This is a genomic window from Micromonospora sp. WMMA1949, assembly GCF_027460145.1.
Taxonomy (GTDB): domain Bacteria; phylum Actinomycetota; class Actinomycetes; order Mycobacteriales; family Micromonosporaceae; genus Micromonospora.
Genome location: NZ_JAPZBG010000001.1, coordinates 5,442,625 through 5,466,638, shown reverse-complemented (window position 1 = coordinate 5,466,638; position 24,014 = coordinate 5,442,625). Strand labels below are relative to the sequence as shown.

23 protein-coding genes and 1 riboswitch are annotated in these 24,014 nt (G+C 73.1%); of the genes, 10 read left to right on the top strand and 13 right to left on the bottom strand.

Going from position 1 to position 24,014, the window contains the following annotated elements; all coding sequences use genetic code 11:
- The first annotated feature begins 49 nt into the window (after window positions 1-49).
- From O7607_RS25500 to O7607_RS25485, 4 genes are all read left to right on the top strand, one after another.
- The gene (locus O7607_RS25500) at window positions 50-781 is read left to right on the top strand and encodes a histidine phosphatase family protein (protein ID WP_269705738.1); all 732 of its coding nucleotides are present in this window, start codon (window positions 50-52) and stop codon (window positions 779-781) included.
- Window positions 765-1,628: an NAD(P)H-hydrate dehydratase gene (locus O7607_RS25495; protein WP_269705737.1), complete on the top strand. Its 864-nt coding sequence runs from the start codon at window positions 765-767 to the stop codon at window positions 1,626-1,628. Before O7607_RS25500 ends, O7607_RS25495 begins: the two co-directional genes overlap by 17 nt.
- Window positions 1,629-1,776: 148 nt before the next feature.
- Window positions 1,777-3,261 carry a S8 family peptidase gene (locus O7607_RS25490; RefSeq protein ID WP_269705736.1) on the top strand — a complete coding sequence of 495 codons (1,485 nt, stop codon included), beginning with the start codon at window positions 1,777-1,779 and terminating at the stop codon, window positions 3,259-3,261.
- A 106-nt stretch (window positions 3,262-3,367) separates the two neighbouring features.
- Window positions 3,368-3,868 carry a hemerythrin domain-containing protein gene (locus tag O7607_RS25485; protein ID WP_269705735.1) on the top strand — a complete coding sequence of 167 codons (501 nt, stop codon included), beginning with the start codon at window positions 3,368-3,370 and terminating at the stop codon, window positions 3,866-3,868.
- A 65-nt stretch (window positions 3,869-3,933) separates the two neighbouring features.
- Here O7607_RS25485 and O7607_RS25480 read toward each other — a convergent pair whose 3' ends face one another.
- On the bottom strand, window positions 3,934-4,740 hold the full coding sequence (locus tag O7607_RS25480; RefSeq protein WP_269705734.1) for an SDR family NAD(P)-dependent oxidoreductase: 807 nt from the start codon (window positions 4,738-4,740) through the stop codon (window positions 3,934-3,936).
- Window positions 4,741-4,845: 105 nt separating this feature from the next.
- Window positions 4,846-4,935, top strand: a riboswitch (ZMP/ZTP riboswitch).
- Between the two features lie 18 nt (window positions 4,936-4,953).
- Between O7607_RS25480 and O7607_RS25475 the strand changes: the two genes are divergently transcribed.
- Window positions 4,954-6,390, top strand: a complete 1,437-nt coding sequence (locus O7607_RS25475; RefSeq protein ID WP_116506178.1) for a glycine hydroxymethyltransferase — start codon at window positions 4,954-4,956, stop codon at window positions 6,388-6,390.
- A 67-nt stretch (window positions 6,391-6,457) separates the two neighbouring features.
- Here O7607_RS25475 and O7607_RS25470 read toward each other — a convergent pair whose 3' ends face one another.
- The 6 genes from O7607_RS25470 to O7607_RS25445 form a co-directional block, all read right to left on the bottom strand.
- Window positions 6,458-6,709, bottom strand: a complete 252-nt coding sequence (locus O7607_RS25470) for a hypothetical protein (RefSeq protein ID WP_269705733.1) — start codon at window positions 6,707-6,709, stop codon at window positions 6,458-6,460.
- Between the two features lie 27 nt (window positions 6,710-6,736).
- On the bottom strand, window positions 6,737-8,080 hold the full coding sequence (locus tag O7607_RS25465) for an aminotransferase-like domain-containing protein (RefSeq protein WP_269705732.1): 1,344 nt from the start codon (window positions 8,078-8,080) through the stop codon (window positions 6,737-6,739).
- 1 nt (window position 8,081) lies between these two features.
- Complete coding sequence (locus tag O7607_RS25460) at window positions 8,082-9,185, bottom strand: alpha-hydroxy acid oxidase (RefSeq protein ID WP_269705731.1); 1,104 nt, start codon at window positions 9,183-9,185, stop codon at window positions 8,082-8,084.
- Complete coding sequence (locus O7607_RS25455) at window positions 9,178-10,152, bottom strand: alpha/beta hydrolase (protein ID WP_269705730.1); 975 nt, start codon at window positions 10,150-10,152, stop codon at window positions 9,178-9,180. The genes O7607_RS25460 and O7607_RS25455 overlap by 8 nt, the downstream gene beginning before the upstream one ends.
- The gene (locus O7607_RS25450) at window positions 10,149-11,372 is read right to left on the bottom strand and encodes a cytochrome P450 (protein ID WP_269705729.1); all 1,224 of its coding nucleotides are present in this window, start codon (window positions 11,370-11,372) and stop codon (window positions 10,149-10,151) included. Before O7607_RS25450 ends, O7607_RS25455 begins: the two co-directional genes overlap by 4 nt.
- Before the next feature lie 67 nt (window positions 11,373-11,439).
- Window positions 11,440-12,750, bottom strand: a complete 1,311-nt coding sequence (locus O7607_RS25445) for an SGNH/GDSL hydrolase family protein (RefSeq protein WP_433493350.1) — start codon at window positions 12,748-12,750, stop codon at window positions 11,440-11,442.
- A 285-nt stretch (window positions 12,751-13,035) separates the two neighbouring features.
- Here O7607_RS25445 and O7607_RS25440 point away from each other — a divergent pair, with 285 nt between their 5' ends.
- The 5 genes from O7607_RS25440 to O7607_RS25420 are packed head-to-tail and all read left to right on the top strand — an operon-like array spanning window position 13,036 to window position 17,610.
- Window positions 13,036-14,598, top strand: a complete 1,563-nt coding sequence (locus tag O7607_RS25440; RefSeq protein ID WP_269705728.1) for a class I adenylate-forming enzyme family protein — start codon at window positions 13,036-13,038, stop codon at window positions 14,596-14,598.
- Window positions 14,595-15,815: an MFS transporter gene (locus O7607_RS25435; protein WP_269705727.1), complete on the top strand. Its 1,221-nt coding sequence runs from the start codon at window positions 14,595-14,597 to the stop codon at window positions 15,813-15,815. Before O7607_RS25440 ends, O7607_RS25435 begins: the two co-directional genes overlap by 4 nt.
- A gap of 50 nt (window positions 15,816-15,865) precedes the next feature.
- Window positions 15,866-16,258, top strand: coding sequence for an MmcQ/YjbR family DNA-binding protein (locus O7607_RS25430; protein ID WP_269705726.1), 393 nt, complete (start codon window positions 15,866-15,868; stop codon window positions 16,256-16,258).
- Window positions 16,255-16,887 carry an HAD family hydrolase gene (locus O7607_RS25425; protein WP_269705725.1) on the top strand — a complete coding sequence of 211 codons (633 nt, stop codon included), beginning with the start codon at window positions 16,255-16,257 and terminating at the stop codon, window positions 16,885-16,887. The genes O7607_RS25430 and O7607_RS25425 overlap by 4 nt, the downstream gene beginning before the upstream one ends.
- A gap of 42 nt (window positions 16,888-16,929) precedes the next feature.
- Window positions 16,930-17,610: an SGNH/GDSL hydrolase family protein gene (locus tag O7607_RS25420; protein ID WP_269705724.1), complete on the top strand. Its 681-nt coding sequence runs from the start codon at window positions 16,930-16,932 to the stop codon at window positions 17,608-17,610.
- Window positions 17,611-17,863: 253 nt separating this feature from the next.
- On the opposite strand, the gene O7607_RS25415 is transcribed toward O7607_RS25420, so the two are convergent.
- From O7607_RS25415 to hppD, 6 genes are read right to left on the bottom strand one after another with little or no spacing between them, the layout of a single operon-like run.
- Entirely contained in the window at window positions 17,864-19,213 is a 1,350-nt protein-coding gene (locus O7607_RS25415) for a hypothetical protein (protein WP_269705723.1), read from the bottom strand.
- 3 nt (window positions 19,214-19,216) lie between these two features.
- Window positions 19,217-20,182, bottom strand: coding sequence for an alpha-ketoacid dehydrogenase subunit beta (locus O7607_RS25410; RefSeq protein ID WP_269705722.1), 966 nt, complete (start codon window positions 20,180-20,182; stop codon window positions 19,217-19,219).
- A complete protein-coding gene (locus tag O7607_RS25405) occupies window positions 20,183-21,154 on the bottom strand; it encodes a thiamine pyrophosphate-dependent dehydrogenase E1 component subunit alpha (protein ID WP_269705721.1) in 972 nt (323 codons plus the stop codon).
- Entirely contained in the window at window positions 21,151-21,948 is a 798-nt protein-coding gene (locus O7607_RS25400; RefSeq protein ID WP_043323637.1) for a DUF3050 domain-containing protein, read from the bottom strand. Before O7607_RS25400 ends, O7607_RS25405 begins: the two co-directional genes overlap by 4 nt.
- A 2-nt stretch (window positions 21,949-21,950) precedes the next feature.
- Window positions 21,951-22,874 (bottom strand): phytanoyl-CoA dioxygenase family protein, encoded by a 924-nt coding sequence (locus O7607_RS25395; protein WP_269707076.1) that lies wholly within the window; start codon window positions 22,872-22,874, stop codon window positions 21,951-21,953.
- A 53-nt stretch (window positions 22,875-22,927) separates the two neighbouring features.
- On the bottom strand, window positions 22,928-24,004 hold the full coding sequence (gene hppD, locus O7607_RS25390) for a 4-hydroxyphenylpyruvate dioxygenase (protein ID WP_269705720.1): 1,077 nt from the start codon (window positions 24,002-24,004) through the stop codon (window positions 22,928-22,930).
- Between the last annotated feature and the right edge of the window lie 10 nt (window positions 24,005-24,014).

The window sequence follows — 24,014 nt, the reverse complement described above, 5'->3', positions numbered from 1 at the left end:
CCGCAGGTCGCACGGTTATCCCCGGTCGAGCCCGGGTACCGGGAGCCGCATGGCGGAGTTGGCATCGCTCTGGATCGTCCGGCACGGCGAGAGCACGGCGAACGTCGCGGCCACGGCGGCCGAGACGTCCGGCGCCGAGCTGATCGACCTCACCCACCGGGACGCCGACGTGCCGCTGTCGCCGACCGGCGAGGAGCAGGCGCGGGCGACCGGCCGCTGGCTGGCCGAGCTGCCCGGCTCGCGCCGCCCGGAGGTGGCTGTGGTGTCTCCGTACCTGCGGGCGGTCCGGACGGCCGAGCTGGCGCTGGACGGAACCGGGATCCCGATGAGCGTCGACGAGCGGCTGCGCGACCGGGAACTGGGCATCCTCGACGGGCTCACCGGCCACGGCGTACGGCGGCGCTACCCGGACGAGGCCGACCGGCGTACCCGGCTCGGCAAGTTCTACTACCGCCCGCCCGGCGGCGAGTCCTGGACCGACGTGGCGCTGCGGCTGCGGGCGCTGCTCGGCGACCTGCGCCGCGACCACGACGGGGGCCGGGTGCTGCTGTTCGGCCACGACGCGCTGGTCTTCCTGCTGCGCTACCTGGTGGAGGGGCTCACCGAGGCGGAGCTGATGGCGCTGACCCGCGAACACGTGATCGCCAACTGCTCGGTCACCGGCTGGCACGCCGACGACGCGGGACGGCTCACGCCGGAGGTGTTCAACGACGTCACCCACCTGCACCGGCAGGGGGCGACACCCACCAGGGAGGACGAGGTCAATGCCGAGCCGGTCTGACGTGATCACCCCCGCGCTGCTGCGGGACTGGGCGCTGCCGGTGCCCACCGGCGGCAAGGAGGCGCGCGGCACGGTGCTGGTGGTCGGCGGTTCCCGGTTCACCCCCGGCGCGGTGCTGCTCGCCGGGGTGGCCGCGCTGCGGGCCGGGGCCGGCGTGCTCCAGCTCGCCGCCGCCGAGTCGACAGCGCCGTCGCTGAGCATCCAGGTGCCCGAGGCACTCGTGGTCGGGCTGCCGGAGACCGCCGACGGCGCGGTCCGCGGCGACCCGGGAGACCTGCTCCGCGGCCTGGTCGCCGACGCGGACGTGGTGGCGGTCGGGCCCGGCCTGACCGACATCGAGGCCACCGGGGAGCTGCTGCGCCTGGTCCTGGACGCGGCCGGCCGCCAGACCGCGCTGGTGCTCGACGCGTACGCGCTCGGCGCGCTCAGCCACGCCCCGGACCTGCTGGCCGGGTCCGGCCGCAAGGTGGTGCTCACCCCCAACCTGACCGAGGCCCGGCACCTGCTGGGCCGCGACCCGGGCGACGACCTGGACGCCGAGGCGGTCGAACTGGCCGGCCGGTACGACGCCGTCGTGTCGCTGTACGGGCACATCGCGACACCGGACGGCCGGGCCTGGCGCGAGGAGAGCGGGGACGCCGGGCTGGGCACCTCGGGCAGCGGCGACGTACGGGCCGGGCTGCTCGCGGGCCTGCTCTCCCGGGGCGCCGACCCGGCGCAGGCGGCCTGCTGGGCGGCGTTCGCGCACGCGGTGAGCGGGCAGCGGCTGGTCCCCCGGTACGGGCGGATCGGTTTCCTCGCCCGGGAACTGCTCGACGAGATCCCCTACACGATCGCCACTGTCTGACGGTCCACTCTCCCGCCCGGCGGCACGTGTAACACCCAGCAGGGCGGTGGCGCTGGTCCGGGCGAGGCCGGTACTTCGCCGTGCCTCCGCCCGGACCGCAGCCCGCACCAGGGGTGCGGTCCACCCGCACGAACCCCTGGGAGTCTGTGTGAACAACCTCCGTCGCAAGACACTCGCCGCGGCGTCGGCAGTGACGCTCGGCGCCGGGCTCGCCCTCGTCGGCGGCACGGCGCCGGCCGCGGCCGTCGGACCGGAAACCTCTTACATCGTGCTCGCCCCGCAGGGCAACAGCACCGCCAAGGCCGCCGCCCGGGTGGCCGCCGCCGACGGCACCGTGGTGGCCGCGTACGACAAGATCGGCGTACTGGTCGTGCGCTCGACCGCCCCGGACTTCGCCACCCGGGTGGCGGGCGCCGGTGTCGAGTCGGTCGCCTCCACCGGCGGCCTGGGCACCGCCCTGGACGAGGGCGAGACGGTCGAGGTCCCGGCCGCCGCCGTCGCCGCGGCCGCCGGCGACCCGACCGCCGAGCCGCTCTACGGCCAGCAGTGGGACATGGACATGATCCGCGTCCCGCAGGCGCACGCGGTGACCGGCGGCAGCCCGTCGGTAGTGGTGGGTGTGCTGGACAGCGGCATCTCCAGCAGCCACCCGGACCTGGCGACCCAGATCGCCAAGGACAAGAGCGCCTCCTGTGTGGGCGGCGCGCCGGACACCACCGAGGCCTCCTGGAACCCGACCACCAGCGACCACGGCACCCACGTGGCAGGCACCATCGCCGCCGCGGTGAACGGCGTCGGCGTCACCGGTGTGGCGCCGGGCGTGAAGGTCGCCGCCGTCAAGGTCGTCAACGACGACGGCTACATCTTCCCGGAGGCCGCCGTCTGCGGGTTCATGTGGGCCGCCGAGCACGGCATGCAGCTCACCAACAACAGCTACTACATCGACCCGTGGGAGCTGAACTGCCGCAACGACGCGCGTCAGCGCCCGGTGTGGCAGGCCGTGCAGCGGGCCCTGCGCTACTCGCAGTCCCAGGGCGTGCTGCACGTCGCGTCGGCCGGCAACTCGAACTACGACCTGGCCCACAAGATCACCGACACCGGCAGCCCGAACAACGGCACGCCGGAGGAGCGGGAGAACCTCACCAACGCCTGCCTCGACCTGCCGGCCGAGGCGCCGGGCGTGGTGACCGTCGCCGCCGTCGGCCCGACCGGTGACAAGAGCTACTACTCCTCGTACGGCCAGGGCGTCATCGACGTGACCGCGCCGGGTGGCGACACCCGGTTCCGTACCCAGGGCGCCCGCTCGACGTCGACCGACGGCATCCTGTCCACCACCTTCAACACCGCCACCCGCACCAACGGGTGGGGCTACAAGCAGGGCACCTCGATGTCCGGCCCGCACGCCACCGGCGTCGCGGCGCTGGCGCTGTCCGCGCACCCGGGCATGACGCCGGGTCAGCTCTCCTCGTTCCTCGAGCGCACCGCGGTGGCGAAGTCCTGCCCGTCGGGCGTCTACAACCCGGTGCCGCTGATCCCGGCGGGCCCGAACGCGTACGACGCGACCTGCTCCGGCGGGAAGCGCAACGGGTTCTACGGCGCCGGCATCGTGGACGCGTACAACGCGGTCAAGTAACCCGACCCGCGTGGACCGGGCCCGGCAGCGATTGCCGGGCCCGGTCTGTTTGTCCTGGTCGGGCGCCGGGTAGGGGGCCATTCGTCAGCCGACTTAGGAGGTAACGGTGTCCACCGACGCGATCGTCCTGCTCAAGGAGGACCACAAAGAGATCCGCCGCCTGTTCAAGGCCTTCCAGGAGGCCGAGGAGGGACCGGCGAGCAAGCGCGGGAAGATCGTCGGGCAGATCCTCGAAGCTCTCACGGTGCACACCTACCTGGAGAACGAGGTGATGTACCCGGAGGTCCGCAAGCTGGTGCCCGACGTCGAGGACGACGTCCTGGAGTCGTACGAGGAGCACCACGTCGCGGACGTGCTCTGCTTCGAGCTGTTCACCATGGACGCCGACGACGAACGCTTCAACGCCAAGACGACGGTGCTGATCGAGAACGTGTCGCACCACATCGAGGAGGAGGAGCAGGAGTGGTTCCCGAAGGTCCGCGAGGCGCTCGGCCGTAACCAGCTCCAGGAGATCGGCCAGCGGATGCTCGACCTGCGGCCGAAGGCGCCGAAGACGCCGACCGCCCCGAAGGCGCTGAAGAAGTCGATGGACGCCGTGGTGGCCTGACACCGGCCCCGGAACGCGAGCGGGACCACCCCTTCCCTCGGGGCGGTCCCGCTCGCGTTCGGGGTTCAGTCGCCCGAGCCGGGCTCGGCCATCTTGCGGTGCTGCTCGGCCTTCAGCCGATCCGGGATGATCTTCCCGGCGGCCACCTGGATCTTGTTGACCAGCGAGCCGGCGGCGACCTTGTGCTCCCCCTTCATCAGCGCCTCGAACGCGTCCTCGGCCACCGTGCGGGGGTCGTCCTTGGGCCCCTTGCCGACTCGGGTGTCCTCCATGTCGGCCCGGTCGAAGAACTCGGTGTCGGTCGGGCCCGGCATCAGCGAGGTGACGGTGACACCGCTGTCCTTCAGCTCGTTGCGCACCCCCTCGGCGAAGGACTGCACGAACGACTTCGAGGCGTTGTAGACCGCCTGGTACGCCCCGGGCATGGTGGCGGCGATCGACGAGGTGAACAGCACCCGCCCGGCGCCCCGGCGGATCATGTCCGGCAGCAGCAGCTTGGCCAGGTGCACGGTCGAGCGGACGTTCAGGTCGATCACGGTCAGCTCGTCGTCCAGGTCGGTGCCACCGACGAAGTCCCCGCCCGCGCCGCGCCCGGCGTTGAGCGCCAGCGCGTCGACCGGGCGCCCCAGGCCGGTCACCTCCCCGGCCAGCCGCCGTACGCCCTCGGGCGTGGCCAGGTCCACCCGGACCGGGTACACCTCCGGGCCGCCGTCGCGCCGCAGGTCGCCGGCCGCCCGCTCGATCGCCGCGTCCTCGGCGGCGACCACCACGTCGTACCCGTGCTCGACGAACTGGACCGCCAGCTCGTACCCGATGCCGCTGGACGCGCCGGTCACCACGGCGAGCGGCCGTCCGGTGCTCGGTGTGGTCATGGTCGTGCCTCCTCTCCCCCGGGCCGGGTCGGGGCCGGCCCTCCCCACGGTGTGCCCCGGGACGGGCGGCCCAACCCCGCAGGTCCGGGCCGGGCCGGTAGGATCGGCACAGGCCGTGACTGGCGCGTGGAGATGGAGCACCATCGGGGAGCGGCCTCGTCATGAGGACGCATGCCGAGCGCCTGGGCCTTCCGCACGTCACCTGGAGGTCGCATGTCGCGCAACGCCGAGTCCACCGCCTTCCGCAGCGCGCTGGAGGTCGTCCGCGGCGTCGAGCCGCGGGTCGCCGACGCCATCGCCGCGGAACTGGCCGACCAGCGCGAGTCGCTCAAGCTCATCGCCAGCGAGAACTACGCCTCCCCGGCGACGCTGCTGGCGATGGGCAACTGGTTCAGCGACAAGTACGCCGAGGGCACCGTCGGACGCCGGTTCTACGCCGGCTGCCAGAACGTCGACACCGTCGAGGCGCTCGCCGCCGAGCACGCCCGGGAACTGTTCGGCGCGTCCCACGCGTACGTGCAGCCGCACTCGGGCATCGACGCCAACCTGGTCGCGTTCTGGGCGATCCTGGCCGACCGGGTCGAGTCGCCCGCGCTGAAGAAGGCGCAGGCCCGGCAGGTCAACGACCTCACCGAGGCCGACTGGTTCGCGCTGCGCCGCGAGCTGGGCAACCAGCGGATGCTCGGCATGTCGCTGGACGCGGGCGGCCACCTCACCCACGGCTTCCGGCCGAACATCTCCGGCAAGATGTTCGACCAGCGCAGCTACGGCACCGACCCGGCCACCGGCCTGATCGACTACGACCGGGTGGCCGAGGCGGCCCGCGAGTTCAAGCCGCTGATCCTGGTCGCCGGCTACTCCGCGTACCCCCGGAAGGTCAACTTCCGGATCATGCGGGAGATCGCCGACTCGGTCGGCGCCACCTTCATGGTCGACATGGCCCACTTCGCCGGGCTGGTCGCCGGCAAGGTCTTCACCGGCGACTTCGACCCGGTGCCGCACGCCCACATCGTCACCACCACCACGCACAAGTCGCTGCGCGGCCCGCGCGGCGGCATGGTGCTCTGCGGGCCGGAGCTGGCCGACCAGGTCGACCGGGGCTGCCCGATGGTCCTCGGCGGGCCGCTGCCGCACGTGATGGCCGCCAAGGCGGTCGCGCTGGCCGAGGCGCGCCGCCCCGACTTCGCCGACTACGCCCAGCGAATCGTCGACAACGCGCAGGCGCTGGCCGACGGGCTGCTGCGCCGGGGCGCGACGCTGGTCACCGGCGGCACCGACAACCACCTGGTGCTCATCGACGTGTCCGGGTACGGCCTGACCGGCCGGCAGGCCGAGCAGGCGCTGCTGGACTCGGGCATCGTCACCAACCGCAACTCGGTGCCGCAGGACCCGAACGGCGCCTGGTACACCTCCGGCATCCGCATCGGCACCCCGGCGCTGACCACCCGGGGCCTCGGCGCCGCCGAGATGGACGCCACCGCCGAGCTGATCCACACCGTGCTCAGCCAGACCACGCCCGGCACCGGCCCGGACGGCGCGCCGTCGAAGGCGAAGTACGTGCTGGACCCGGCGGTCGCCGAGTCCGTCGGCAAGCAGGCCGCCGACCTGCTCACGCCGTTCCCGCTCTACCCGGCGGTCGACCTGGGCTGAGCGCCCGACGGAACACGAAGCGGCGCCCCGGGAGAACGGTCTCCCGGGGCGCCGGCGGTTCACGGGGTCAGTTCAGCGGGCGCTTCAGGTGGTAGCGGTGGACCTCGGTGCTGCCCTGCACGTTGTTCACGTCCTCGGCGGCGGACACCAGTTCCCAGCCCTCCCGGCCGACCCGGTTGAGGTGCGCGATCGCGGTGTCGCCGTACGCGGTCACGTCGGTGCGTGACCCGTCCGGGCCGTACCACACGAACGAGACGTGGAAATTGCGACCCTGACCCTGATACCGACGAACGAGCAACGCGTACTCCCAGGCAACCATTCGTCCATTATCAACAGACGAACGGAGTCAGGAAACACGCACTGTGGCGGAACCCTGACACTGTGGCGTCACCTCGGCCGTCATGGTGTCCGTGACCAGCGCGGCCAGCCGGTCCAGGCCGACATCGATCGACTCGGGTGTGACGGCGCTCACCGACAGCCGCAGCGCGTTCACCGGTGTGCCCGCGTCGTAGAAGTGCGCCATCGGGGTCCAGAGCACGCCGTACTCGCGCGCCGAACGGTGCAGCAGCGCGTCGTCCACCGCGAACGGCACGCTCACCACCACGAAGAACCCGCCCGCCGGGACGGTCCAGGAGACCGGCCCGCCGGCCGGGAAGCGCCGGGCCAGGCCGTCGACCAGGTGGCGCAGGTTACGGGCGTACGCGGCCCGCTCCCGCACGTTCGCGGCCACCAGCGAGCAGTCGTGTGCCAGCAACGCGCCGCCGATCACCGCCTGGCTGATCGGCGACGTGTTCACGGTGACCATGCTCTTGATCTTCGCGAGGTGGTCGGCGAGCGGGACCACGGCGCCGTCCGCCTCCCCCACCCGCTGGTCGGCCACCACGTAGCCGACCCGGGCGCCGGGTAGCACGGTCTTGGCGAACGAGCCGAGGTAGACCACCCGGCGCGCGGTGTCCAGCGCCTTCAGGGTGGGCCGCCGGTCGGTGCCGTCGGCCGGGAACAGGCCGTACGGGTTGTCCTCGATCAGCAGCAGGTCCTCCTCGGCGGCCAGGTCCAGCAGCCGCCGCCGCTGCGCGGTGTCCATGCTGACGCCCGACGGGTTGGCGAAGTCCGGCATCACGTAGCAGCCCCGGGGGCGCAGCCCCTCCGCGCGGGCCCGGCGCACCCCGGCGCGCAGGTCGGCCAGGTCGACGCCGCCGGGACCACCGGCCACCGGGCGCACCGGCAGGTCGACCAGGCGGGCCGCGCCGGTGAGGCCGACGTACGTGGGCGCGACCGCGAACAGCACGTCGGCCGGGCCGGCCCGCAACGCGCGCAGCACCAGGAACATGGCCTCCTGGCAGCCGACGGTCACCACCACCGACTCCGGGTCGACGGTGAGCCCCTCGTCCACGGCGAGGTGCCGGGCGATCAGGTGGTGCACGACGCCCTTGGTGCGGCCGTACTGCAGCAGCGTCCGGTCCACGCCGGCCCGGTCCAGCCCGATGTCCTCGGCGAGGTAGCGGCGGAAGCGGTCCAGGTGCGTGTGCAGCACCGCCGAGTCGAAGAACTCCTCGTACGGCCGTCCGGCCGCCAGCGACACCGCGTCCGGGTAGTGCTGCGCCACCTCGTTGAGGAAGTTCATCGAGTTCAGCGCCGGGTCGCCGACGCTGCCGTGCAGCGCCGTGACGGCCAGGTCGACCGGTTCCACGTCAGCCTCCGATCCGGGTACGCAGCCGCCGGGCCGAGGCCGGGTCGGAGCAGCCGCTGAGGATGAGCGCGTCGCGCAGTTCCGCCGCGAGCAGCGCCAGTGCCGCCTCGGCGCCGGCCCGGCCACCGGCGGCCAGGGCCCAGAGCAGCGGCCGGCCCAGCAGCACGCCGTCCGCGCCGAGCGCCAGCGCGCGCAGCACGTCGACACCGCTGCGGATGCCGCTGTCCAGCAGCACCGCGCACCGCTGGTCGACCGCCTCGACCACCTCCGGCAGCACGGCCGCGCTGGCCGGGGCGGCGTCGAGTTGCCGTCCGCCGTGGTTGGAGACCACCACGGCGTCGACGCCGGCGTCCGCCGCGCGGACCGCGTCGCGCGGGTCCAGGATGCCCTTGACCAGCAACGGCACCGGGGTACGCGCGCGCAGCCAGTCCAGGTCCGCCCAGCTCAGCGCCGGGGCGAAGACCGCGCCCGTGTGCACCGCCACCGCCGAGACGCCGGGGGTGCCCTGATGCGCCAGGTCGTCCCGGCCGCCGGGCAGGTTCGCGGCGGTGACGTGCGGCGGCAGCGCGAACCCGTTGCGCGCGTCGCGCAGGCGCCGCCCGAGCACCGGCACGTCCACGGTCACCATCACCGCAGCGCAGCCGGCCGCCGACGCCCGGTCGAGCAGGTCGGCCACCAGCGCCCGGTCGCGCAGCCAGTAGAGCTGGAACCACACCGTCGCGCCGGTCGCCGCGATCTCCTCGATCGGGGTGCTCGCCAGCGTGCTGGCCACGTACGGCACGCCCGCCGCACGGGCCGCCGCCGCGAGCGCCGGCTCGCCGCCGGGGTGCAGCAGCCGCTGGTACGCCATCGGCGCGACAGCCACCGGCATCGCGGCCCGGCCGCCGGGCAGCGTCGCCTCGGTGGACGGGTCGTCCACACCGGCCAGCATCCGGGGCAGCACCGCCACCCGGTCCAGCGCGGCCCGGTTCGCGGCCAGGGCGGTCTCGGTCCCGCTCCCGCCGTCGACGAAGTCCCAAACGTCGGCGGGAAGCACGGCCCGGGCCGGCGCGGCGAAGTCGGCCAGGCTGGCCGGCGGCACGAACCCGTCGGCCGGGTCAGCCATGGTCGGCACCCGTCGCCGCCCGCGCGTGCGCCGGGTCGAGCCCGAACGCGCGGCGCAGGAAGGCGGCGGCGCGCTCCTGGGCCTCCCGTCCGGCGTCGAACACGCCGGGCATGGCGAAGAACCCGTGCACCATCCCCGGGTGGTCGTCCGTCTCGGTGGGCACACCGGCCTCGCGCAGCCGCTCGGCGTACCGCAGTCCCTCGTCGCGCAGCGGATCGTGCCCGGCGGTGATCACCAGCGCCGGGGGCAGGCCGCTCAGGTCCTCGGCGAGCAGCGGTGACGCCAGCGGGTGCGCCGCGTCGCCCGGGTCGGCGAGGTAGTGGCTCCGGTACCAGCCGACCGAGTGCCTGTTGAACAGCAGCGGATCCTCGTCGTCGGCCGGGCGGTGCCCGGGCCGCTGGTCGGTGTTCGGGTAGACCAGCAACTGGGCGGCGAGCCGGGGACCGCCGTCGGCGCGCGCCAGCAGCGTCACCGCGGCGGCCAGGTTCCCGCCCGCGCTGTCGCCGCCCACCGCGAGCCGGTCCGGGTCGACGCGGAACTCGGCGGCGTGCGCGGCGAGGTGCCGCAGCGCGGCGTGGCAGTCCTCCACCGCGGCCGGGAACGGGTGCTCCGGGGCGAGCCGGTAGCCGACCGTCACGGTCTGCGCGCCGGTGAGGTTGACCAGCCGCCGGCAGATCCCGTCGGCGGTGTCGACACTGCCGAGCGTCCAGCCGCCCCCGAAGAAGTAGACGAGCGTGGGCAGCGGGCCGTCGCCGTCCGGCCGGTGGATCCGCACCGGCAGCGGCCCGGCCGGGCCGGGCACCGTCGTGTCGCGTACCTCGGCGACCGGCTCGACCGCGCCGGAGCCGGCGCGGATCGCGGCGAGGTCGGCGGCGCGGGCCTGCGCGAGGGTCTGAGTGTAGAGCGGCGCGGTGCCGGCGGCGGCCCGTGCGGCCCGCCACGCGACCACCTGCGGATCGAGTGTCATCCGGCCTCCCCTGTGGTGACGAAGAGTTTGTCGATTCCGCGCAGGAACAGGCTCCCGCTGTACGTGTAGGGCTGGGTTATGGCGAGCCGGGGGAAGCGCGCGAACAGGCGCGGCAGCGCCAGCCGGCCCTCCAGCCGGGACACCGCCGAGCCGAGGCAGAAGTGCAGCCCGACACCGAAGGCGAGCGACGGCGGGCCGTCGCGGTGCGGGTCGAAGCGGTCCGGGTCGGGGAACCGGGCCGGGTCGCGGTTGGCGGCGGCGATCAGCAGCAGCACGTTGTCGTCGCGGCCGATCGGTACGCCGCCGAGGTCGACGCCGGCGGGCGCGGAGCGGGCCAGGAAGTGCACCGGGCTCTCCATCCGCAGCACCTCCTCCACGCAGCCGCGGGCCAGTTCGTCGTCGCCCGGCAGCGCGGCGGTCACGTCCGGGTGGTCCAGCAGCAGCGGCAGGCCGTTGCTGAACATGTAGACGGTGGTGACGAAGCTGGCGTTGAACAGCACGATCAGGTTGCTGATCAACTCCTCCTCGGTGAGGTCGACGCCGCCCGCGTCGAGCACCTCGACCAGGCCGCTGATCAGGTCGTGGCCGGGCGCGCGGCGCCGGTGGGCGATCAGGTCCCGGTAGTAGACGCGCAGTTCCTCGGCGGCCTGGTTGGCCCGGGCCAACCGCTCCGGCGTCTTGCCGGACACGTCCATGTACTCGTCGATCCAGTCGACCCGCTGCCGGTACCAGGACAGGTCGGCCGCCGGCAAGCCGATGAACTCGGCCATCACCAGCGCCGGGACCGGGTAGGCGAAGTCGGCCACGAAGTCCACCTCGTGGCCGTCCGCGCCCGCCTCGGCCAGGTGGTCCAGGCGTTCGGCGACGATCCGCTCGATGACCGGTTCCAACGCGCCCAGCCGGCGCGGCGTGAACGTCTTGGCGAACACCGCGCGCATCCGGGTGTGGTCCGGCGGGTTCACGAACATCATCGAGGTCAGGAACGTACGCAGGATCTCCTGCTCCTCCCAGCCGGGCGGGAAACCCTTGTACCAGCTGGGATCGCGCAGGATCTGGTCCACCACGTCGTACCCGCCGGCCACCGCGCTGACGGTGCTGTGCTCGGCCCGGGCCGGAACGGCGTTTATCGGCCCGTGCTCGTGCAGGGCCGCGTAGAAGGGATAGGGGTTCTGCCGGCCCTGTTCGCTGTAGAGGCCGGTCAGGATCTCGCTGACGTCCACTGTCTTTTCCTCCCCAGGAAAACGGCGGCGGGGGCGGCGTCGTGTCGACCGCCGCCCCCGCCCGGTGTCACAGTCCGAGCAGCTTCAGTGGTACGGCGTTCGCCATCACCGCAGCGCCCGTGTCGTTCGGGTGGATGTGGTCACCCGAGTCGTACGCCGGCAGCAGCCGGCTCGGCTGGGCGGGATCCCGCATCACCGCGTCGAAGTCGACGATGCCGTCGAACTCGGCCCGGCCCGGCCCGCGCAACCAGGTGTTGACGGCCTGGCGGGTGGCGTCCTTCTCCGGCGTCCACACGCCCGGCCCGCCGTTGCCCTCGTACGGCATGAGCGTGCCCGCGATGCTGGTCAGGCCACGCGCCTGGACCTGCCGGTTGAGCTGGCGCAGCGTGGCGATGATCGCCTCGGGGCTGTCCCCGTTCATCCAGATGTCGTTGATGCCCAGGTGGGTGATGACGGTACGCACCCCGGTCTGCGGGAACACGTCCTCGTTGAGCCGGGCGAGCGCGTTCGGGCCGAGCTCGTAGTAGCCGGGGAAGTCGCCCGCGCCGGGCTCGGTGCCCTCGTGGTTGAGCCGGTTGCCGGCCAGGCTGAGGTTGAGCACACCCGGCGTACGCGGGTCCGGCCGGGCGTCGATCAGCCGCTTGGCCAGGTAGTCCGGCCAGCGGCGGTCGGCGTTGACGGTGCTGCCGTTGCCGTCGCTGATGGAGTCACCCAGCACCACCACGGAGCCGGGCGTGACCTTGCGCTCCACGTCGATGCCGGACAGGAACATCCAGCAGCAGTTGGGCCGGATGGTGAAGCCGGCGCCGTCGGCCGCCGAGGTGAGGTCGGTGGCGCCGATGAAGTTGGTGACCCGGGACTGGCCGTGGAACGTGACCGGACCGGTGAGCACCGGGAAGTACAGGGTGACCACCAGGTCCTCCTGCTCGGTCACCGGGAAGGCCACCGGGTCGCTGAGCAGCTCGGCGCCCTTGTTGATGGTGGCCGAGCCGGCGCCGGAGAACGTCAGCTGGCGGACGCTGGCCGGGACGATGTCCGACAGGTCGTCGGGGGTGGCGGTGTTCGGCCGGGCGATGGTGGCGCGGCCGACCTGGATGGCCTGCTGGCCGTAGAGGTTGGTCAGCCGCACCCGCAGGCGCGGCCCGCCGACAGTGGTCTGCACGGTCATCCGGATGCTCTGGTTGTTCAGGCCGGTCTCGGTCAGGCCCACGGTGTTCCCGCGGGTCACCGCCGCGGCCCAGGTTCCGGCCCACTCGGCGCGCGCGTGCCCGGCGCGGTCGGTGTCGGTCGGGCCGGCGCTGGCGGTGACCGCGGGGGTTGCGGCGATCAGCAGCGTTACGGCGGAAGCTATGACGTGCCATCTCTTCGGGGTCGGCATCGATCCTCCATGGTCGGCAGCCCCGGGCGTGACGCGGTCGGCGGCACCGGCCCGGGCGATGGACCGGAAACTAGCTTCCGGCTGTGACGAGCGTCAATCAACCTGATCGACATGATCAAATGCCCGGGGGGCGTGACGCAGCGACGATCGGCTCTGTCCGCCGTGGACCGCGGCTGCCTAGGCTCGGGACTGGCGGCGGTGCGGTCGCCGACCCTGGCACCTGCCGTCTCGTCCCGGCCCTGACCTGGCCGGACGCCGCTCGCGGACCATGATGGGGGCTGCCCGATGACCGACCGGCCGAACTACGTGCACGAGGCGCTGGAGCTGTTCGCCGGGTTCGGCGACCGGGAGGCGCTCGTCGGCGGCGGGCGCCGCCTCACCTACCCCCAGGTCGCCGCGCAGGTGCGCGGCCTCGCCGCCGCGTTGCACCACCACGGGGTACGCCCCGGCGCGGCGGTGCTGGTGATGCTCGGCAACACGGTCGAGGGTCCGCTGCTGCAACTGGCCCTGCACCTGCTCGGCTGCCGGAGCATGTGGGTCGCGCCGGTCACCTCGCGGCGGGAGGTCGACGAGTTCGTCGCGCTGTCCGCGCCGGAGGCGTTCGTCCACGACCCGCGCGACGCCCAGGCGGTGGAGGTGGCGGCGGGCCTGTCCGGCGTACCGGTGCTCTGCCTCGGCCCCGGCGGCGCCGGGCCGGACCTGACCGCCGAGGCCGCCGGGCCGGCGGTCCAGCTGCCCGCCGCGGTGCCCGCGCCGGAGTCGTTCCTGCAGACCAGCGGCACCACCGGCACGCCGAAGCTGGTGCACCACCGGGAGAGCTTCTACCGGCAGGTGCTGGCCCTGGCCGCCGACTTCCGGGGCGCCGGTTTCCCGCTGCTGCGGCACCTGTCGCACTCCCCGATGTGGCTCGCGAGCGGCCAAATCACCACGTTGTTCAACCTGTTCACCGGCGGCGTGCTGTTCCTGCGCGAGCAGTGGGACCCGGCCGTGTTCATCGCCACCGTGGACGCCGAGCGGCTCACCTCCACGTTCGTCACCCCGCCGATGCTCTACGAGGTGCTCGACCACCCCGACCTGCCGGGCGCCGACTTCTCCGCGATGTTCATGTTCAACGTGGGCGCCGGGCCCGCCGCGCCGGCCCGGCTGCGCCAGGCCATCGCCCGCTTCGGCCCGTGCCTGCGCATCGTGTACGGGCTCAGCGAGGCGGTCGTCATCTGCGCGCTGCCCGGACTCACCGAGGATCCGGAGCACCCGGAGCGACTGCGCTCCTGCGGCCGCCCGTACGGCGACGTGACTGTCGAGATCCGCGACGCCGACGGCCGGGTGCTGCCCGCCGGTGCCGACGGCGAGGTGTGGGTGCGCACCAAGCTGAGCTTCGCCGGCTACCACGGCCAGCCGGAGCTGACCGCCGACACGCTCGTCGACGGGTGGGTCCGCACCCGCGACATCGGGCACCTGGACGCCGACGGCTACCTCTACCTGGTCGACCGGTTACAGGACCGCATCCTCACCCGGCAGCGCAGCTGGCCGATCTACTCCCGCCCGATCGAGGACGTGCTCGCCGGCCACCCCGAGGTACGCGCCGCCGCCGTCATCGGCGTACCGGACCCGGTGGCCGGGGAGCTGCCGCACGCGTACGTGGTGCCCGCGCCGGACGCGTCCGTGACCGGCGAGGAGCTGATCGCGCTCGTGGTCCGGGAACTGAGCGAGACGTGGGCGCCCGGCGCTGTCGAGTTCGTCGACGCGCTGCCGCTGAACCGGTCCGCGAAGGTGGACAAGCGCGCGTTGCGCGCCCGGTACGCCGCCGCCCACCCGGCCGGCGCCGACCCGATCGGCAGTCCGGCGTGAACCCGCGCCGGGAGTTGTACACCCTGGTCGGCGCCGACCTGCTGTCCAACCTCGGCACCCGGATCTCGGTGGTCGCCATCCCCTGGCTGGTGCTGGAGACCACCGGCAGCCCCACCAAGATGGGCCTGGTCGCGGCGGCGGAGACGCTTCCGTACATGCTCTCCAGCGCGCTCGCGACCCCCTGGGCGGACCGGTTCGGGGTACGCCGTACCTCGGTGTTCGTGGACGCGGCGAGCGCGGCCGCGATGGCCGTGGTGGCGCTGGCGCCCTGGCTCGGCTTCGGCACGCTGCTGGTGCTGGTGGCGATCGCCGGCGGGTTGCGCGGCATCGGCGACCGGGTCAAGCACGTGCTGTTCAAACCGGCGGCCGAGCGGGCCGGGGTGCCGCTGATCCGGCTCACCAGCGCCTACGACGGCCTGGCCCGGGGCATGACGCTGTTCGGCGCGGTGCTCGGCGGGCTGCTCATCGACTGGGTGGGGCTGACCCGGGCCATCTGGATCGACGCGGCCACGTTCGCGGTCTGCGCGCTGCTGATCGGCGTGCTGGTCCGGCCGCCGGCGCCGGCGCAGCCCGCGCCCCGGGAGCCCTATCTGCGGGCGCTGCGCGGCGGGTTCGCGTACCTGCGCACCGACCGGACGCTGATGATCATGCTGATCGTGGTGTCGGTGTCGAACATGTTCGCCAACGCCAGCGTCGCGGTCTGGATCCCGCTGTGGGTCAACCAGGTGCTCGGCGACCCGGCCGGGTTCGGTCTGCTGCTCGGCGTGTTCTCGGGCGGCGCGCTGCTGGGCAACGTGCTGTTCACGATGTTCGGCACCCGGCTGCCCGCCGGCACGACGTTCGCGCTGGGGCTGACGCTCAGCGGCGCGCCCCGGCTGCTCGCGCTGGCGCTCAGCGACGACCTGGTCGTGGTGCTCGTGGTGACGTTCCTGTCCGGCATCGGCATCGCGGCGGTGAACCCGCTGCTCGGCGCCACGCTCTACCAGCGGGTGCCGGGCGAGCTGCAGACCCGGGTGCTGGGCATCTCCGGCTCGGTGGCGTTCCTCGGCCTGCCCGTCGGCGCGCTGCTCGGCGGGTGGTCGGTGGCACTGCTCGACCTGACCCCGGCACTGCTGGTGATGTCGGTGGTCTGCCTGGTGCTGACCGTGGGGCCGCTGCTGCTGACCCGCGCGTCCCGGCGGGCGGCGGCGGAACCGGCCACGCCCACGCCGGTCTGAGCCCACCCGGTCCGGGCCACCGTGTCGGGGGTCGGCGGTAGGGTCGGGCCATGGCGACCTGGGACGACGTGCGGCGCATCGCGCTTGCGCTGCCGGAGACCACCGAGCGCGGCTCGTACGACGACCTGCCCGCCTGGCGGGTGCGCGACAAGATGTTCGTCTGGGAACGGCCGCTGCGCCGCAGCGACCTCGATGCGCTCGGCGACGCCGCACCCGACGGCCCGATCCTCGGCGTCCGGGTGCCCGACCTGGGCGCCAAGGAGGCGCTGCTCGCCGACGACCCGGCGGTCTACTTCACCACGCCGCACCTCGACGGATACCCGGCCGTGCTGGTCCGGCTCGACCGGATCGACGTGGACGAGCTGACCGAGCTGGTCACCGAGGCGTGGCACGCCCGCGCCCCGAAGCGGCTCGCCGCCGCACACCGGGCTGAGGGCGCGTGACCGGCCCGGTGGACGCGATCGTGTTCGACATGGACGGCACGCTCGTCGAGTCGCACGCGGTGGTGCCGGCGGCGTACCGGGCGGCGGTTCGCGCCGGCGGCGGGCCGTCGTACACCGACGCCGAGGTGATCGCCGGCTACTCGATCGGCTCCCCGATCGACCTGCTGACCCACCTGCTGCGCCGGCCCGCCTCCGGCGCTGACCTGGACCGCTACCACACCGAGCTGCATGCGCTCGCCGGGCGGGTACGCGTCTACCCCGGCGTCGCGGACGCGCTCGCCCGGATCGCTGCCCGGGTGCCGGTGGGCGTGTTCACCGGCGCGAGCCACCGGGCCGCCGAGATCCTGCTCAACCGGGCGGGACTGCTCGGTCACTTCGAGGTCGTCCTCGGTGGAGACCAGGTCGAGCGCCCCAAGCCGGCGCCCGACGGTGTGGACGCGGCCTGCCGGCGGCTCGGCGTGCCGCCCGGCCGTGCCGCGTACGTGGGTGACTCGCCACTGGACGTACGCGCCGCGCGGCGCAGTGGCGCGGTCGCGGTGGCAGCCGCGTGGGGTCACCAGTACGACCCCGACGAGCCGGCCGACCTCAGCCTGACCCGGCCCGCGGAACTGTTGGCCCTGCTGCCCTGAGCCCTCTTTTGCCGCGCCGGGCGCTCGGCTAGCCTGCCGGTCATGCCATCGACGTTGACCGAGGCGACCGACCCGTGGTGCCTGCGGCCGGGAGAGGCCGCCGACCTGCTGCGCGGGCACCCGTGGCGCCGGTTCGTGGTGCTGGGTGACAGCGTCGCGGAAGGGCTGTGCGAGCCGGCCGACGGCTACCCCGATCTCCAGTGGGCCGACCGGATCGCCGCCGAGCTGCGCGCGATACGCCCGGAACTGGCCTACCGGAACCTGGGCCGGCGCGGACTGCGCGCGCACGAGGTCCGGGCCACCCAGCTCGCCGACGCGCTGGCCTTCGAACCGGACCTGGCCCTCGTGGTGTGCGGCGGCAACGACGCGTTCCGGTCCGCCTACGACGCCGAAGCGGTCGACGCCGAGCTGACCGCCATGATCACCGCGCTGCGGGAGGCCGGGGCGGACGTGATCACCGTGGGCATGTTCGACGTGTCGCACAGCCCGGCGGTGCCGGAGACGTTGCGCGCGGCGCTCGGCGAGCGGATGCGCCGGCTGTCCCGGCACACCCGGGGCGTGGCCGAACGGCTGGGCACGCTGCACGTCCACCTGACCGACCATCCGCTGGTGGCCGACCCGTCGCTGTACAGCAGCGACGGCCGGCACGGGAGCGCCCGCAGCGACGCGATAGCCACCGCCGAAACCCTGAAGGTCCTCTCCACCCACCTCCCCCACCCCTGACCGCGCCCGGCGCCCCCGCCCCCGCCCCCGTTGATCATGAAGTTGACGGCGCTCTGCGTCCATTTTGTCCCCGCCAACTTCATGATCAACGGAGTCAGGGGCCGAGGCCAATCGCCGGGCCGGATCCACGTTGTTGACCAAGGAGTTTGGGTCGGTCACACGCCCCCGCGAGGACACAAACTCCTTGATCAACGCTGGGAGGGAGGAGGGGGGAACGGGAACGGGGAGACGGGGGGACGGGGAGGGACCGGGGTCAGTCGGTTAGGAGGATGCCGGTCAGGAGGACGCCTCTCGCCAGGTTGAGGACCTCGTCGCAACCCGGGTAGCCGACCCGCGCCAACGCGCCCGATTCGGTGCGGTCGAACAGGTACGGGGCGAGGCTGTACGGGACGTCGGCGGTGACCGTCTCACCGGTCTCGATCTGCACGAAGTCCATCGCCACCCGATCCGCCTCGTGGTAGCGCTGCAGGATGTTGCCGCCCTCGGCGATGGCCGCGCGTACCCCGTCCGCCCACGCCACAGCTGTCATCTCCCGGCCGATCAGCACCCCGTGCCCGGCCGAGCCGCCGGCCGGCTTGGCGACCAGGTCGGCCTGTTCGGCGAGCGCCCGGTCGAGCTGGTCGGCGGTGAGCGCGACGGTGTGCGGCACGTACCGGCGGATCAGCGTCCTGTCGTCCTCCGCCAGCAGGTCCAGGTCGGCCCAGAGCCAGGCGTAGTTCAGCTTGTTGCTGAGCAGCCAGGCGGCGCTGCTGACGAACATCGGGAGCGTGCCGGCGGCGAGCGCGCCGGCCACCGCGTCCAGGCCGGGGCTGGGCGTGACGCGGTTGGGCACGAACAGCCGGAACAGGGCGTCCACCGGGGCCCCGCCGACGACCAGCCGGTTCTGCTCGTCGAGGGCGGCGGTGGCGACCGGGGCGATGACCAGGTCGATGCCGAACGGGCGGGCCTGGTCGATCAGCGGGGACAGGATCCGGATGAACGTCTCCGGGTCGTCCAGCCCCGGATAGTCGGCCTCGAAGTCCATCAGCAGCGCCACCCGGGCGCCGTCGGGCAGGCCGAGCGTGTCCCGGATGGCTACGAACCGCTGCTCCAGCAGGGACGGCGCGGGCCTCGCGCCGTCGAGCAGGCCGTGCGCGCCGTACAGCTCGGCGTACCGCTGGATGACGGTGTCGGCGTCGAAGCCGCCGCCGAGGCTGCTGTCGATGTTGTACTCCACGATGCACGGCACGCCGCCGGAGAACAGCACGTCCGGCCGGTACGCGGCGAGCAACCCTTCGTGCAGTTCCTCGTCCGGGTCGAGCAGCCGGGTCTCGCCGTCCGGCACGTCGAGCAGCAGGCGCAGCTCACCGGCGGTACGGGCGCGACGCCGGCACGCCTCGAGGATGAGCTGGGCGATACGGTCGCAGACCTCGTTCAGCTCGCGGAACGCGTCGGCGGTGAACACGGGCGGGCGGGCCAGCCGCCACTGCTTGTTGTACGTGGCCCGGCCGTGGAAGATCTTCTCCCACGCCGCGGCGCCGGTGGTCACCATCGCGGTACGGGTGGACTCGGGCAGGTCGGTCCACGCCTGGCCGAGCGGCGGCCACGTGTAGTTCGGGTCCATCGTTCATCCGTCCTTGAGGGTCAGTTGGATGGCGGCGGTGAGCTGGTCGCGGCCGGGTTGCACGGCGCGGTCCAGGGCGGGCGCGAAGGGCAGCACCGCGCCGTCGGGCCGGGTCACGCGCCGGGGTGGGGCGGCCAGCCGGACCCGCTCGACCACCGTGGCGATGATCTCCCCGGCGATGCCGCAGGAGCGGTTGCCGTCGTCGACGACGACCAGCCGCCCGGTGCGGCTCACCGACTCGACGAGCCCGTCCCAGTCGAACGGGTAGAGCGTGCGGGGGTCGAACACCTCCACCGACGCCTGGCCGGCGAGTTCCTCGGCGACGGCGAGCGCGTCGTGCACCAGGTGCCCGACCGCCACCACCGTCACGTCGGTGCCGCCGCGGCGGACGATCCCGCGGCCCAGCGGCACCGGCGCCGGGTCGGTGACGTCGGCGCGCAGGTCGAGGGCGCCGGCCGGGGCGAAGACCACCACCGGGTCGTCGCAGCGGATCGCGGAGACCAGCAGCCCGTACGCGTCGGCCGGGGTGGCCGGTACGACAGTTGTCACCCCGACGTGGGCGAACAACGCGTACGGGTGGTCGGAGTGCTGCCCGGCCCAGCCGGTACGGGAGCCGGAACCGGGCACCACGTACGTGACCGGCACCGCGCACTGGCCGCCGGTCATCAGCGGGAACTTGTGCGCGTGGTTGACGATCTGCTCGAAGACCAGGAACAGCAGCGACGGGATCTGGAACTCCACCACCGGGCGGGCCCCGGCCAACGCCGCGCCGGTGGCGAAGCTGGTGAACGCCTGCTCGGACAGGGGCGTGTCGCGGACCCGTTCCGGGCCGAACTTCTTCAGCAGTCCGGTGGTGACGTTCGCGGCGGCCACCCGGATGTCCTCGCCGAGCACCACGACCGACTCGTCGCGGGCCATCTCGTCGGCGAGGGCACGGGTGAGCGCCCTGCGGTAGGAGAGCCGGGGCATTCAGCCACCTCCGGTCCGGGCGGTGAGCCCGCTGGCGTACAGGTGGTCGAGGGCGGTCGCCGGGTCGGGGTGCGGCCCGGCGAGCGCGTAGGCGACGGCGGCGTCCAGTTCCGCCTCGACGGCGGCGTCCACCTCGGCCCGTACCGCCGGGTCGAGCCGCGCGCCGGCGATGTCGACGGGATCGCGGGACCGGCCCTCGGCCACCTCCTCCGGCGGCCGGTAGTCGAGGCGTACCTGATGTTCGAAGGTGTGGTGGGCGTCGAAGCGGTAGGTGCGGGCCTCGACCAGCTCGGGTCCGCCGCCGGCGCGCATCCGCGCGACGGCGGCGGCGGTGACCTCGCGTACCGCCTCGGGGTCCTGCCCGTCGACGACGACGGCCGGCATGCCGAAGGCGGCGGCCCGCCCGGCGATGGTGCCGGCGACCGCGCCCTCGACGGGCATGGTGGTGGCGTAGCCGTTGTTCTCGCAGACGAACAGCACCGGTACCCGCCAGAGCGCGGCCAGGTTGAACGCCTCCAGGAGCATGCCCTCGTTCACCGCGCCGTCGCCGAAGAAGGTGGCGCCGACGATGTCGGCGCCGCGCCGCCGGCGCTCCCACACCGCTCCGGTGAGGATCGCGCCGGCGGCTCCGACGATGGCGTTGGCGCCGAGGACGCCGACGCCGAAGTCGGCGGCGTGCATCGACCCGCCCCGGCCCCGGTTGAGCCCGGTGACCCGGCCGCACAGCTCGGCCAGCATCCGGGCCGGGTCGGCGCCCTTCGCGAGCACGTGCCCGTGCCCGCGGTGGGTGCCGGTGACCAGGTCCGCGGCGCCCAGCGCCGCGCAGACACCGGCGGCGATCCCCTCCTGACCGAGGTACGGGTGGATGCCGCCGACGATCTCCCCGGCGCGGACCAGCTCGATCGCGCGTTCCTCGAAACGGCGGATCAGCCGGACCGTCCGGTAGAGCCGGAGCGGGTCGGGGCCGGTCACGCCGGACGGCCCTCCTTGACGGCGGCGAGGATGTCGTCCCAGAGGCGGGCGCGGGCGGTCAGCGCGGCGTTCACCGTGTCGGCGCACTCCTGCCACTTGGTGTCGTCGTCGCCGCACAGGTCGGCCAGCATCTGCATGGCCATCGGGGTGTGCTGCTCGCCGTCGACCTCGATGTGCCGCTCCAGGTAGTCGACGAACTTGTTGAGCCGGTTGCTGCGTTCGTTGACGGCGACGACCTGGGTGAACATCTCCGGGATGAGGTCCTCGCGGCCGAACGCGAACGCCGCGGCCTGGCAGTGCACCGGGGTGGTCTCGATGATCCGCCAGGTGGTGCCGGCGAACGCGGCGGACGCGGCGGGAACGCCGGCGGCGCCGAGCGCCTCGGTGACCGGGGTGCCGTCGCGCAGCAGGTCGACGAGCTTGTTCACGGCAGTGGTGTCGGCGCCGGCCTCGGTCATGCCCTGCACGTACAGCTCGAAGTGGCTGATGTAGCCGTCGCCCAGCTCGTCGCTCTCCTCGACCATGACGATGTCGTTGATCAGGCGGCGGCTGCCGGTCGGCCCGGTCGGGATCCACGGCACCGTGACGCAGGTGAGCTGCCGCTGCAGCGACTTCAGCAGGGACATGAAGTCCCAGACGGCGAAGACGTGGTGCTCCATGAACGTGACGAGCGCGTCGTGGGTGTCGAGGTTGGCGTAGAGGGGGTGCTTGACCACCACGTCGCGGCGCTCGGTCACCGCCCGCTCCAGCCGCTCGATGCCCGGGTGCGTCTTACCCCAGTCGTACCGTGACATTGTCAGCCTCCCTGCTGGGCGCGGTCGCGCCAGATGACCGGGCAGTAATCGGGGTCCGCGTAGTCCGGCCGGCCCTCGTGGGTGCGGCGGACCAGCACGTCGTGGTTGTACGCGGCGAGCGTGCCGTCGGAGAGCGGGTACTCCCGCCAGGCGTTGTCGCCGTCCTGCAGGTGCAGCGAGACGGCCCGGCGGGGCCGCCCGCTGACGTTCGCACCGCTGCCGTGGTAGGTGCGGCAGTGGTGGAAACTCATGTGTCCCTTGGGGATCACCATGGGGATCTTGCGGATCGTCGCCCCGTTGTACGCCGCGTTCTCGGCGAGCATCGCCTCGAGCTGGTCGCGGTCCCGGTCGGCGAAGTGCCGCACCACCGTGTCGTCGGCGCCGATCTCCCGCCAGCGGTGGGAACCGTCGACCATGGTGATGGTGCCCATCTCCTCGCCGCAGTCGTGGAACGGGATGAACGCGGTGAGCATGTTCTCCGACGACGAGGACGCCCAGTAGTGCTTGTCGAAGTGCCAGGGCACGATGTTCGACGGCTCACCGGCGATCGGCGGCTTCCAGATCAGCGTGGACTGGAAGATGCGGATCTCGGCGGCCCGGGCCAGCCGGGCGGCGACCGCGCCGATCAGCGGCTTGCGCAGGATGCGGGCGATGCCGTCGTGCTCGTGGTGGACGTAGTCGTTGTGCCGCTGCACGTCACCCTTCGACGGTTCCCAGTAGGCCAGCTTCGGCGGCCGTACCGGCAGGCGCCGGTCGCGTTCCCCGGCGTAGTAGCTGTCGGTGGCGGCGACCAGCTCGTCCACCTCGTCGTCGGTGAGCAGCTTCTTCGACAGGTACCAGCCGTGCTCGGCGTAGTGCCGGACGTCCTCGTCGGAGGGGAGCAGCGCCTCCTCCTCGGCGGTCAGCCCGGGATCGATGGTGGTCATGCCGTGCCGGCCGGGCATGGCCTCACGGCCCTCGCTTCGCTCGGTGCGTTCCCTCATGCCGTCACCCCTTCCGCCGCGGCCAGCTCGCGTTCCTTGGCCTCGTAGAGCGCCTTGATGTTGCCGCTGCCGAAGGTGCGCGCCCCGCGCCGCTCGATGAGTTCGAGGAAGAGGGTGCGACGCACGTGCATCGACTCGGTGAAGATCTGCAGCAGCTGGCCGTCGTGGTCGGAGTCGACCAGGATGCTCAGGTCGCGCAGCCGGTCCACCGGCGCGTCGAGGCGGCCGACCCGCTGCTCCAGCCCGTCGTAGTAGGCGCCCGGGGTGCTGGCGAAGCGCACCCCCCGCCCGGCGAGCGCGCCGACGGCGGTGACGATGTCGTCGGTACGCAGGCCCAGGTGCTGCACCCCGGCACCGGCGTGCCAGCGCAGGAAGTCCTCGATCTGCCCCGGCCGGGCGCTGGTGTCCGGCTCCAGCAGCACGAACGTGACAGTCCCGGACGGGCTCTGCACCACCTTGGAGTTCATCGCCTGGCCGGCGACCTCGATGTGCTCGGTGAAGATGTCGGCGAAGCCGAACACCTTCTCGTAGTGCGCGACGATCTCGTCGAGCTGCCCCGGCGGCACGCAGATCGCCAGGTGGTCGACCTCGGCCAGCAGCGTGTCCTCCCCGTCCGGCGCGGTCACCGGCTCGATCGCCCCGGGCAGGAACACACCCGGGTCGCCGCGCCGCTCGACCAGGCGGTGCACCACGTCGCCGAAGCCGCCGACCTCGGCGACCACCACCTCGGCGTCCGCGCCGGTGAAGGTGCGCGGCGGGCTCAGCGCCGTCGCGCCCCGGTCGACCAGTTCCGCGTACGCCCCGGCGGCGTCGTCGACGGCGAGCGCCACCACGGCGATGCCGTCGCCGTGCCGGTGCACGTACGTGGCGGCCGGGTGCTCGGCGGACAGTCCGGTGGTCAGCAGCAGCCGGATGCCGGCCTGGGCCAGCAGCAGCGACCGCTGACCGTCCAGCCCGGTCTCCGGACCGCCCTGCCCACACAGCCGGAAACCGACGGCGTTGTCGAAGTAGAAGGCCGCCTGCCGGGCGTCCCCCACGTACAGTTCGAGATGATCTATCCCGTTGATGGTCATGGGCTTCCCC